Source organism: Mycolicibacterium anyangense, assembly GCF_010731855.1.
In the GTDB taxonomy this organism is placed as follows: Bacteria; Actinomycetota; Actinomycetes; order Mycobacteriales; family Mycobacteriaceae; genus Mycobacterium; species Mycobacterium anyangense.
In genome coordinates this window covers 4,360,600-4,372,847 of sequence record NZ_AP022620.1, presented here as the reverse complement: position 1 = coordinate 4,372,847, position 12,248 = coordinate 4,360,600, and the positions used below count along the sequence as shown (strand labels likewise).

Genomic DNA, 12,248 nt, shown 5'->3' with positions numbered 1-12,248 from the left:
GGTTGTCCCCTTTCGGTTTACAGGGCCAGTTCGACGTCACCGACGGGCACGGACACGCAGATCTGCACGTCCTCCTCGTCAGCGGTCGACACTGCGCCGGTGGTCAGGTTGCGCACCGCGCCGCGGTGCTTTCGCAGGGTGCAGGTATGGCAGATGCCCATCCGGCATCCGCTCTTGGGCGTCAGGCCGGCCTCCTCGGCCTGCTCGAGCAGCGGACGTCCGTCGTCGGGACTCTCGATTCCGCTGTCGCGGAAGGTGATCCGTCCGCCCGACGGAGCCTCAGGGACGACGAACGGGGTCGGGACGAAGCTCTCGGTGTGCACCGGGGAGCCGGCCGGGGCACAAACACCGCGGACGGCCTCGATGAGCGCCGGCGGTCCGCAGACGAACACCGCGTCCGGATCGGGCATCGCGATCCGAAGATGGTCGTCGTCGAAATGCCCGGTCAGCTCACCACCCGGTGAGCGGGTGTAACCGTGCAGCACCCGGAACGGCACGGCCGCCAGCTCGTCGCGGTAGTCGGCGTCGGCCGGCGTGGGCGCGTAGTGGATGAAGGCGACCTCACCGTCGAACCCTTCGGCGTGCAGGGTGCGCAGCATGGACATCACCGGGGTGATACCGCTGCCACCGGACACCAGCAGGATCCGGTGCGGCCGCTGCTCGGGCAGGACGAAGTCGCCGGCCGGGGCGGAGAGCTCCACCACCATGCCGGGCCGGGCCCGGCGGAACAGGTGCTCGGAGACCACCCCGCCGTCGTGGCGGCCGATGGTGAGTTCGATCAGTGCCGAGCCCTCGGCATTGGCGGGCGAGTAGCAGCGGGTGTGACGCCGGCCGTCGATCTCGACGGACAGGTTGACGTACTGGCCGGCTCGGTGGCCGACGACGGCTTCGTTCGGAGCGAGGACGAGGGTGACGCTACGCGGTGTGGACCGGCGCACGTCGACGACCTTGGCCCGCGCGTCGGTGGTCCAGGTGGGGTCCACCAGCTCGGTGTACCGGTCCACGCCATGCGGCCCGGTGAGCAGATCGACCAGCGGCGAACGGAGCACCTTCTTGGTCAGTGTTTCAGTGAACATATGTACACCGTGAATGCTGAAACCCCACGTCGTCAAGGGATCGAGCCAGTCTGTGGTAGGGTTCACACCAGTGAACAGTCGTACGCCGAAATCTCGGCACGAGCGGTCGTCACGCAGTTCGGCGAAGGGAACCCCCTCCCGCGAGGAACGCAAGGAGGCCACTCGCCGGGCCATCATCGATGCCGCGCTGAAGCTGCTCGACGAGCGCAGCTTCAGCGGTTTGAGCCTGCGCGAGGTCACCCGCGAGGCGGGGATCGTGCCGGCGGCGTTCTACCGCCACTTCGACTCGATGGACGCCCTCGGGCTGGTGTTGATCGACGAGTCGTTCCGCACCCTGCGGGAGATGCTGCGCAGCGGGCGCGCCGGAAAACTGGACCCCAATCGCGTGATCGAGTCGACCGTGGAGATCCTGGTCGCCGGGGTCACCGACCGACGCGAGCACTGGCGGTTCATCGGCCGGGAGCGGTCCAGTGGCGTCACCGTCCTGCGCTACGCGATCCGCACCGAGATCCGGCTGATCACTTCGGAACTGGCCACCGACCTGGCCCGGTTCCCGGGTCTGAACACCTGGAGCACCGAGGATCTCAACATCCTGGCCAGTCTGTTCGTGAACGCCATGATCATCATCGCCGAGGCGATCGAGGACGCCGCCGACCAGGCCGCGCTGGAGGAGATCAAGCGCACCGCGGTCAAGCAGCTGCGGATGATCGTGGTCGGCGTGGCCGGCTGGCGCAGCGACCCCGACGGCGACGCGGAGCGGCCCGCCGAGACTGACCCTGTGCAGGAGAACCCCCACCCGCCTTCGCCGTGAGGTCAGCCTCGACGCGTCGACCTACCGCTGTGGTGCGGCCGTCGGCTTGATCGGCGCCGGTAGCGCGGAGTGACCCATCAGGTAGCGGTCCACCGCCGCGGCAGCAGCGCGCCCCTCGGCGATCGCCCAGACGATCAGCGACTGGCCGCGGCCCATGTCACCGGCAACGTAGACACCCTTCACCGAGGTCTCGAAGTCCTTGCCGCGCGCCACATTTCCGCGCGCGTCAAGTTCCACCCCGAGATCGGTGAGCAGGCCCGGCCGCTCCGGCCCGACGAAGCCCATGGCCAGCAGCACCAAGTCGGCCTCCAGCTCGAAGTCGGTCCCGTCGACCTTCTCGAACTTACCGTCCTTCATCACCACTTCGTGGGCGCGCAGGCCGGTGACCTTGCCCTCGTTGCCGAGGAACTTCTCGGTGTTCACCGAGAAGACGCGCTCGCCACCTTCTTCGTGGGCCGAGGACACCCGGAACATCAGCGGGTAGGTCGGCCACGGGGTCGACGCGGCGCGGCTCTCCGGCGGGCGCGGCATGATCTCGAACTGGTGGATACTGGTCGCACCCTGCCGGTGGGCCGTGCCCAGGCAGTCCGCACCGGTGTCGCCACCGCCGATGATGATGACCTTCTTGCCCTTGGCCGTGATCGGCGGCTGACCGTCCTCGTCGAGCACCGGGTCGCCGTGCTGAACCTTGTTGGCCCAGGGCAGGTACTCCATCGCCTGGTAGATGCCCTCGAACTGGCGGCCCGGGATCGGCAGGTCCCGCCAGGCGGTTGCCCCGCCGGCCAGGACGACGGCGTCGTACTCACCCTGTAGCTGCTCGACGGTGATGTCGACGCCGACGTTGACGCCGGCCTGGAAGGTGGTGCCCTCAGCCTCCATCTGCGCCAGCCGGCGGTCGATGTGGCGCTTTTCCATCTTGAACTCGGGGATGCCGTAGCGCAGCAGCCCGCCGATGCGGTCGGCACGTTCGAAGACGGTGACGTCGTGGCCGGCCCGGGTCAATTGCTGGGCAGCCGCCAGCCCGGCAGGACCGGAGCCGACGACGGCGACCTTCTTGCCGGTGATGACATGCGGGGGCATCGGGACGACCCAGCCCTCGTCGAAGGCGTTGTCGATGATTTCGACTTCAACCTGCTTGATGGTCACCGGATCCTGGTTGATGCCCAGCACGCAGGAGGCCTCACACGGCGCGGGACATAGCCGGCCGGTGAATTCCGGGAAGTTGTTGGTGGCGTGCAGCCGCTCGATCGCATCGCGCCACCGATCCCGGTAAACCAGGTCGTTCCACTCCGGGATCAGGTTTCCTAGCGGACAACCGTTGTGGCAGAACGGAATCCCGCAGTCCATGCAGCGCGAGGCCTGGTGCTCCAGGGTGTCATGGGAGAAGTCCTCGTAGACCTCTTTCCAGTCCTTGAGACGCAGGTCCACCGGGCGCCGGGTCGGCAGTTCGCGGTGGGTGTACTTCAGGAAGCCGCTCGGGTCAGCCATGAGCCGCCGCCATGATCGCCTGGTCGACATCCTCGCCGGCGGCTTCCGCCGCCGCGATGGCCTGCAGCACGGACTTGTAATCCCGCGGCATCACTTTCACGAAGTTCCCTACCTGTCCGGACCAGTCGGCCAGAATGCGCTGGCCGACAGCCGAATCGGTGGCTTCGGTGTGCGCGGCGACGATGGCGCGCAGCCACTCGATGTCGGAGTCGTCGAATTCGTCGAGGTCCACCATCTCGGTGTTGAGGTTGGCGGGCAGCTTGCCCTCCGGGTCGTAGACGTAGGCAACGCCACCGGACATGCCGGCCGCGAAGTTGCGTCCCGTCTCACCGAGGATGACCACCCGGCCGCCGGTCATGTACTCGCAGCCGTGGTCACCCACACCCTCCACCACCGCGTGGGCGCCGGAGTTGCGCACCGCGAACCGTTCGCCGACGGTGCCGCGGATGAAGGCGGTACCACTGGTGGCACCGAACAGGATCACGTTGCCGCCGATGATGTTCTCTTCGGCCACATAGTCACTGGGCACACCCTCGGCCGGCCGCAGCACGATCCGGCCGCCCGACAGGCCCTTGCCCACGTAGTCATTGGCGTCGCCGTAGACCCGCAGGGTGATGCCCTTGGGCACGAACGCCCCGAAGCTGTTGCCTGCCGAACCGGTGAACGTGATGTCGATGGTGCCGTCAGGAAGACCCTGGGCGCCATAGGCTTTCGTCAGCTCGTGGCCCAACATCGTGCCCACGGTGCGGTTGGTGTTGGCGATCGTCGTCGCGAACGCCACCGGCGTACCCGAATCGAGTGCTTCGCGGCTCATCACGATCAGCTGCTGGTCCAACGCCTTGTCCAGACCGTGGTCCTGGCGCGAGCTGCAGTACAGATCCTGGTTCATGAAGGCCGAATCCGGTTCGTGCAGAACCGGAGTCAGATCCAGCTTGCGGGCCTTCCAATGCTCGGCGGCCTGCGTGGTGTCCAGCGCACCGACCTGGCCGACCATCTCGTTGACGGTACGGAAGCCGAGCTGGGCCATCAGTTCGCGGACTTCTTCGGCGATGAACATCATGAAGTTCTCCACGAACTCCGGCTTGCCGTTGAAGCGCTCGCGCAGCAGCGGATTCTGGGTGGCCACACCCACCGGGCAGGTGTCGAGGTGGCAGACCCGCATCATGATGCAGCCCGACACCACCAGCGGCGCGGTCGCGAAGCCGAACTCCTCGGCACCGAGCAGCGCGGCGATCACCACATCGCGGCCGGTCTTGAGCTGACCGTCGACCTGCACCACGATCCGGTCGCGAAGACCGTTGAGCAGCAAGGTCTGCTGGGTCTCGGCCAGGCCGAGCTCCCACGGTGCGCCGGCATGCTTCATCGACGTCAGCGGCGTCGCACCGGTGCCGCCGTCGTGGCCTGAGATCAGGACCACGTCGGCGTGCGCCTTGGACACGCCGGCCGCGACCGTGCCCACCCCGTTCTCGGAGACCAGCTTCACGTGGACGCGGGCCTGCGGGTTGGCGTTCTTCAGGTCGTGGATCAGCTGCGCCAGATCCTCGATCGAGTAGATGTCGTGGTGCGGCGGCGGCGAGATCAGGCCAACGCCCGGCGTCGAATGCCTGACCTCGGCCACCCACGGATACACCTTGTGACCCGGAAGCTGGCCGCCCTCGCCCGGTTTGGCACCCTGGGCCATCTTGATCTGGATGTCGGTGCAGTTGCTCAGGTAATGCGACGTGACACCGAACCGGCCGGAGGCCACCTGCTTGATGGCGCTTCGCCGCCAGTCACCGTTCGGGTCGTGCTCGAACCGGCTGGTGGCCTCGCCACCCTCACCGGAGTTCGACCGGGCACCCAGGCGGTTCATCGCGATCGCCAGCGTCTCGTGGGCTTCGGCCGAGATCGAGCCGTAGCTCATCGCGCCGGTGGAGAAGCGCTTGACGATCTCACTGGCCGGCTCCACCTCGTCGATCGAAATCGGCTGGCGCACACCTTCTTTGAACTTCAACAGGCCACGCAGCGAGGCCATCCGCTCACTCTGGTCATCGACCAGCTTGGTGTACTCCTTGAAGATGGAGTACTGCCCGGTGCGGGTGGAGTGCTGCAGCTTGAACACCGTGTCCGGGTTGAACAGGTGGTACTCGCCCTCACGGCGCCACTGGTATTCACCGCCGACCTCGAGCTCGCGGTGCGCGCGCTCGTCGGGACGGTCGAGGTAAGCCAGCTGGTGGCGGGTGGCGACGTCGGCGGCGATGTCGTCGAGGTCGATACCGCCGACCGGGCAGCTCAATCCGGTGAAGTACTCGTCGAGCACGCCCTGCGAGATGCCGATGGCCTGGAACAGCTGCGAGCCGGTGTAGGAGGCCAGGGTGGAGATGCCCATCTTGGACATCACCTTCAGCACGCCCTTGCCAGCCGCCTTGACGTAGTTGGCGATCGCCTTGTCGCGGTCGATGCCCTCGATCACGCCTCTGTCGATCATGTCGCTGATCGACTCGAACGCCATGTACGGGTTGATCGCGGCGGCACCGAAGCTCACCAGCGCGGCCATGTGGTGCACCTCGCGGACGTCGCCGGCTTCAGCGACCAGACCGACCTGGGTGCGGGTCCGGGTGCGGACCAGGTGGTGATGGATGGCCGAGACGGCCAGCAACGACGGGATCGGTGCCAGGTTCTCGTTGGACTCGCGGTCGGAGATGATCAGGACCTTCGCACCGTCGGCGATGGCCTTCGACGCTGCGTCACGAATGTCGTCGAGCGCCCGACGCAGACCCTCACCACCCTTGGCCACCGGGTACAGACATCGGATGACCGCCGAGCGCATGCCGTGCTTGCGACCGCGGACCTCGTTGTCGGGGTCGAGGTTGATCAGCTTGGCCAGCTCGTGGTTACGCAGGATCGGCTGCGGCAGCACGATCTGGTGGCAGGACTCCGCCGTCGGGTTGAGCAGGTTGCCTTCGGGACCGACGGTGCCCTTCAGGCTGGTGACGACCTCTTCGCGGATCGCGTCCAGCGGCGGGTTGGTGACCTGGGCGAACAGCTGCTGGAAATAGTCGAACAGCATCCGCGGGCGCGCCGAGAGCACCGCGACCGGGGTGTCGGTGCCCATCGAGCCGATCGGTTCGGCACCGGTGCGCGCCATCGGCGCCACCAGCAGGTTGAGCTCCTCGTAGGTGTAGCCGAACGCCTGCTGGCGCAGCACCACCCGGTGGTGCGGCATCCGCACGTACGGGCCTTGCGGCAGGTCGTCGAGGTGGAACAGCTGCTCGTCGAGCCACTGCTGGTACGGCTGCGCGGCGGCCAGTTCGGATTTGATCTCCTCGTCGGAGACGATGCGGCCCTGCGCGGTGTCGACCAGGAACATCCGGCCGGGCTGCAGGCGCATCTTCTTGACCACCGTGGCCGGATCCAGGTCGAGCACACCGGCTTCCGAGGCCATCACCACCAGGCCGTCCTCGGTGATCCAGATGCGCGAGGGGCGCAGGCCGTTGCGGTCGAGCACGGCGCCGACGACGGTGCCGTCGGAGAAGCAGACCGAGGCCGGTCCGTCCCATGGCTCCATCAGGGAGCCGTGGTACCGGTAGAACGCCCGACGGGCCGGGTCCATCGATTCGTTGCGCTCCCAGGCCTCCGGGATCATCATCAGCACCGCGTGCGCCAGGCTTCGACCGCCGAGGTGCAGCAGTTCGAGAACCTCGTCGAATCGGGCGGTGTCCGAGGCGCCGGGGGTACAGATCGGGAAGATCTTCTCGACGTCGGTGCCGAATATGTCGGTCTTGATCAGTGCCTCGCGGGCGCGCATCCAGTTCTCGTTGCCGGTGACGGTGTTGATCTCACCGTTGTGGGCGACGCGGCGGAACGGATGGGCCAGCGGCCAGGACGGGAACGTATTGGTGGAGAACCGCGAATGGACAATGCCCAGAGCGCTTTCCATCCGATCGTCTTGCAGGTCCAGGTAGAAGGCCTTGAGCTGCGGGGTGGTCAGCATGCCCTTGTAGACGAAGGTCTGACCGGAAAGGCTTGGGAAGTAGACAGTTTCGCGTCCGGGGCCGTCCTGGCCGGGCCCCTTGGAACCCAGCTCGTGTTCGGCGCGCTTGCGGATCACGTAGGCCTTGCGTTCCAGGTCCATTCCGGAGGCGCCGCCGATGAACACCTGGCGGAAGGTCGGCATGGCGTCGCGCGACAGCGCGCCCAGCGAGGTGTCGTCGGTGGGCACGTCGCGCCAGCCCAGCACCTGCAGGCCCTCGGCCTCGACGATCTTCTCGACGGCCTCACACGCGGTCGCCGCGTCGCGGGCGGACTGCGGCAGGAAGGCGATACCGGTGGCGTAGGAACCCTCGGCGGGCAGATCGAAGTCGACGACGGCGCGCAGGAAAGAGTCCGGAACCTGCAGCAGGATGCCCGCGCCGTCACCGCTGTGCGGCTCGGCACCGGCGGCACCGCGGTGTTCGAGGTTCAGCAGGGCGGTGATCGCCTTGTCCACGATGTCGCGGCTGCGCCGGCCGTGGATGTCCACCACCATGGCGACACCGCACGCATCGTGTTCAAATGCGGGGTTGTACAGCCCGACACTCCTGGGCATTCGCACCTGACCCTTCACAAGCATTATTTGCGCGACAAGATCGTCAAACGTCGCCGCGCCCCGTCAGGGGGTCCTCCGTGCGTCGGTGAACGGCGGCCCTACTGTGGTGTCAACAAGTTGTAAAACGATATGACAAACACGCCCTGACATGCCAACTTAGTAGAACCTAAGTTGCTGTTGGCCGCCTTATTGGCCGACTTTCGGGCGTAGTGCGCTCACAGCGACGGAATCCGTCGTCTACGTCGCGTTTTGACGGCCAGTTGCCCCGCACGGATGGTCTACCGCTGCCGAGGTCGTCAATTGCTCAGCCACCCGATTGTTTGCTGTGAATGCGGGGCCGCGGGGCCGCCGGTGCCAAACACCACACGTGGTCTCCCATCTGTGCTGGTCATGACGGCAAAGTGGCTCGATCCGGGATTTTGCACAAAATCTGGGTGGATTCTTAAGAACACCTGGACGCCGACCTGGGGAATTGCGCGGGTAGTGATACTGAAGCAGTCCCTGAGCACACGAGAGAGACGATGACCGACCGCGACGATGTCGACCGCGAACGCTTCCGGCAGGCTCCCCCACCGGGCCCTGCGGGTGCCACCCGACCGCCGATTCCGTCCGGACCGCCGACGGTGCAGATCCCCCGGATCGATCCGCGCTCGGCCCCGTCTCGTCCCGATCTGGCGCAGCCGCCCTATCCGCCGCTGCCGGCGCCGGTGGCTCGCCAGGCCGCCAGGCCGAAGCCGGGTCGGGGCTGGCGGCGTGCCGTGCATTCCGCGACGTTCGGCCTGGTGAATCCCGGGCCGTCGCGCACCGAACGGCGCGCGGCCGCCATGGAGGCCATGGTCGCCGCACCGTTGCGGGGTCACTACAAGATCGGTGTGCTGGGCAAGGGCGGTGTCGGCAAGACCACGGTGTCCGCCAGCGTGGGTTCGGTACTGGCCGAATTGCGCCGCGGGGACCGGGTGGTCGCGGTCGACGCCGACACCGCGTTCGGCAGGCTGGGCAGCCGGATCGACCCGCGCGCCGACGGTTCCTACTGGGAACTGGCGAAGAACAAGAACCTGCAGTCCTTCGCCGAGGTGCTCACCCGGATGGGCAGCAACTCGGCGGGACTGTTTGTGCTGGCCGGTGAAAGTGGCAGCCGGCGCGGCATTCTCGATCCCGCGATCTACCGCGAGGCCACGATGCGTCTGGATCGCCACTTCACCATCTCCATCGTGGATTGCGGGTCCACGATGGATGCGCCGGTGACGCAGGAGGCGCTGCGCGACATGGACGCGCTGATCGTGGTGTCCTCGCCATGGCCCGACGGGGCGTCGGCTGCCGCGCAGACCATGGAATGGCTTGCCCACCACGGCAAGACAGGTCTGCTGCAGCGCTCGGTGGTGGTGCTCAACGACTCCGACGGCCACTCCGACAGGCGCACCCACGGGACGCTCGCCCAGCAGTTCCGGTCCCGCGGCCAGGCGGTGGTGGAGGTCCCGTTCGATCCGGGCCTGCGTCCGGGCGGGGTGATCAACAGCACCACCGAGATGTCCGTCCCGACCCGGCAGGCGTTCGTGGAAGTGGCCGCCGTGCTCGCCCAGTTCTTCGCCACCCTTGCGCATCGTGGACCCGACGTCCGCTAACTGGATCGGCCCGGGCACCCGTGTCGACGGGTACGTCGTCGAAGGGGTCATCGGATCGGCGGGTATGGGCACGGTGTGCGTTGCCCGGCAGTGGGATTCGCGTCGAATCGTCGCTCTCAAGGTGCTCAACGCCGAGGTTTCGGCGGATCCGGCCTACCGCCGCCGGTTCATCGAGGAGGCTCGGTGGGCGCAGTCGCTGCACCACCGCAACATCGTGGCGGTCTATGGCCATGGCGAGACCACTGACGGCATCCTGTGGATGGCGATGCACTATGTCCCCGGCACGGACGCCGACCGGGAGTTGCGGGCCGGACGCATGCCACCGCAGCGGACGCTGCACATCATCGGCGAGGTGGCCACCGCACTGGACCACGCACACGCCCATGGGGTGGTGCACGGCGACGTCAAACCACCGAATTTCCTTCTGGGCCAGGGCGAGCGGGTGCTACTCGCCGATTTCGGCCTGGCCCGCAGCACCGATGACCGCACACCGGCGGGCCGGCACGGCACGGTGCTGGCCAGCGCCGCGTACGCCTCGCCGGAGATGCTGCGCGGGCTGGTCGTGGACCGCCGCGCGGATGTGTACTCGCTGGGTGCCGCGCTGTTCCGGCTGCTGACGGGTAAGCCGCCGTTCTTCGACGCGGCGTCCAAAGATGCTGTGGTGCAGGCACACCTGCGCTCCGAGGTGCCGCGGGTGACGCAGTATGCGCCGTGGCTTCCGGCGGCGGCCAACGAGGTGATTGCCACCGCGATGGCCAAGGACCCGGCGGATCGCTACCGTAGCGCCGGCGAACTGGCCCACGCCGCGCTCAGTCTGCGCTGACCAGGTTCAGAGTTCCACCGGCACATGCTTTTCCGCGCAGGCGGCCAGTACCGCGGCGGTGATGTCCTGGGTCCGCAGGGTCTCCAGATCCTCCACGGTCACCGAGCCCCGGTTGGTCCGGTTCTGGGCTGCCACCCGGGAGTCACGCAGCCGCTCGGCGCGCTCGACCACGTTGCGGGCGAACCGGCCGTTCTGCATGACGTCGATCCCGTGGGTTCCGTCAGGTGCCAGGTAGGCCCGAAGATTGCGGCAGGCCGTGTTGAGTGCGTCCCGGGCGGCGGGGTCGATCACGGTGGCACGGGGCGTGCCGTAGCGCACCGCGATTTCGACGATCTCGTCCGGACTGTAGGACTCGAACCGCAGCTTGCGGTTGAACCGACCGGCCAAACCCGGGTTTACCGTGAGGAATTCGTCGACTTCCTTCTCGTATCCGGCGCCGATGAAGCAGAAGTCGAAGCGATGCACCTCGAGGGCCACCAGCAGTTGGTTGACGGCTTCCATCCCGATCATGTCCGGCCGGCCGTCGTGATGCCGCTCGACCAAGGAGTAGAACTCATCCATGAAAAGGATCCGGCCGAGCGAACGACTAATCAGCTCATTGGTTTTCGGTCCTGACGACCCGATGTGTTCACCGCAGAAGTCGGCGCGCTTGACCTCGATGATCTCGGGATGCCGGACGATGCCCAGCCCGGCATAGATCTTGCCCAATGCCTCTGCGGTGGTGGTCTTTCCGGTACCGGGCGGGCCTACGAGCAGCATGTGGTTGGTCTGGTTGGTCACTGGCAGACCATGGGCCAGCCGGAGCGCCCGCACCTCGATCTGGTCTTCCAGTTCGGCGACCGCACGCTTGACCTCGGACAGACCCACCTGGTTGTTGAGCAGCGCACGACCCTCGGCGAGCAGTTCGGCGCGACGCTCGGCGTTCTCCTCCTCGGCGCGCTCCTGCTCGGACTGTTCGGTGCTGACGTCCCACTTGTTGCTGCGGCTGTTGATGGTGTCCTCGTCGGTGACCACCAACTGCAGTCGCGGGTCGGCCAGCGCCTGCTTGGCCGGTTCGATCAGGACACCGTTGATAGTGGCCTTCGACAGCCAGATCTGCGCCTTGTCCTCTTCGGCCAGCTGGCGGTGGGCCATCCCCCGCGCGTAGGCGAGATCGGCAGCGATCAAGGGGAATTCGAGCGGATCGATCGCGGTGACGGCGGTGTCGAGCAGGCTGTGCCGCCTGGCTTCGGCGGCCCCGGAACGATCGGACCGGAGCTCGACCCGGTCAGCCCAGTCCAGGGCAACCCGCGCCTGGCCCAGGTGGGCGGCGGCATGGGCGGCCAGTGCGTTGGTTCCGGCTGTCACCGCCGACATGATGATGGCCTGCGGGGGAAGGACTTTGGCGGCCTCGGCGATCACGTCGGGCCAGCGCTGGGTGGCGAACATCAGATAGGCACGGATGTACTGCTGCCACTGATGGTTCTCCCAGCTGTCGAGCAACGCCGTGTCCGCGAGCACGGCTTCGGCCTTGTCGAACTGCTTGTCGTCGATCAGTGCGCTGGCCAGTGCCAGCCCCGCATGCGAGGCCTCGGTGACGGTGATGGACAGGTAGGGACCGGCTTTGATCGGCGCGGCGAGCCGGACGCCCAGCCGGTTACATTCCCGATGCAGCCGGGCACCGTAGGCGTACAGCTGCTGCAGGGTATCCAGGGCGTCATCGCCGGCAGCGATCCGGCCCAGCCAGGCGTCGGCCATCGACGGGTCGGTGGCGGTGGCCTCACGGAACGAGCGCAGCGCGGTGCCCGGGTCAGCGTCCAGTGCGGTCATCGCCTGGTCGAACAGGCGGCGAGCGGCGGCGGTCGAAGTGCTGCTGGTCATC

At 67.1% G+C, this 12,248-nt stretch carries 7 protein-coding genes; 3 read left to right on the top strand and 4 right to left on the bottom strand.

Going from position 1 to position 12,248, the window contains the following annotated elements:
• Positions 1–17 precede the first annotated feature (17 nt).
• Entirely contained in the window at positions 18–1,076 is a 1,059-nt protein-coding gene (locus G6N35_RS20715) for a ferredoxin reductase (RefSeq protein WP_163805939.1), read from the bottom strand.
• Between the two features lie 70 nt (positions 1,077–1,146).
• On the opposite strand from G6N35_RS20715, the gene G6N35_RS20710 reads away from it, so the two are divergent.
• Positions 1,147–1,887 carry a TetR family transcriptional regulator gene (locus G6N35_RS20710; RefSeq protein ID WP_170313142.1) on the top strand — a complete coding sequence of 247 codons (741 nt, stop codon included), beginning with the start codon at positions 1,147–1,149 and terminating at the stop codon, positions 1,885–1,887.
• A gap of 21 nt (positions 1,888–1,908) precedes the next feature.
• Here the strand turns inward: G6N35_RS20710 and G6N35_RS20705 are convergent, their stop codons facing one another.
• Both G6N35_RS20705 and gltB read right to left on the bottom strand, forming a co-directional pair.
• Positions 1,909–3,375, bottom strand: coding sequence for a glutamate synthase subunit beta (locus G6N35_RS20705; RefSeq protein WP_163805937.1), 1,467 nt, complete (start codon positions 3,373–3,375; stop codon positions 1,909–1,911).
• Complete coding sequence (gltB, locus tag G6N35_RS20700; RefSeq protein ID WP_163805936.1) at positions 3,368–7,942, bottom strand: glutamate synthase large subunit; 4,575 nt, start codon at positions 7,940–7,942, stop codon at positions 3,368–3,370. The genes G6N35_RS20705 and gltB overlap by 8 nt, the downstream gene beginning before the upstream one ends.
• Before the next feature lie 521 nt (positions 7,943–8,463).
• On the opposite strand from gltB, the gene G6N35_RS20695 reads away from it, so the two are divergent.
• Entirely contained in the window at positions 8,464–9,564 is a 1,101-nt protein-coding gene (locus tag G6N35_RS20695) for a MinD/ParA family ATP-binding protein (RefSeq protein ID WP_163805935.1), read from the top strand.
• Positions 9,545–10,387, top strand: a complete 843-nt coding sequence (locus tag G6N35_RS20690; RefSeq protein ID WP_163805934.1) for a serine/threonine-protein kinase — start codon at positions 9,545–9,547, stop codon at positions 10,385–10,387. Before G6N35_RS20695 ends, G6N35_RS20690 begins: the two co-directional genes overlap by 20 nt.
• A gap of 6 nt (positions 10,388–10,393) precedes the next feature.
• Here the strand turns inward: G6N35_RS20690 and eccA are convergent, their stop codons facing one another.
• Entirely contained in the window at positions 10,394–12,247 is a 1,854-nt protein-coding gene (gene eccA / locus G6N35_RS20685) for a type VII secretion AAA-ATPase EccA (protein ID WP_163805933.1), read from the bottom strand.
• Between the last annotated feature and the right edge of the window lies 1 nt (position 12,248).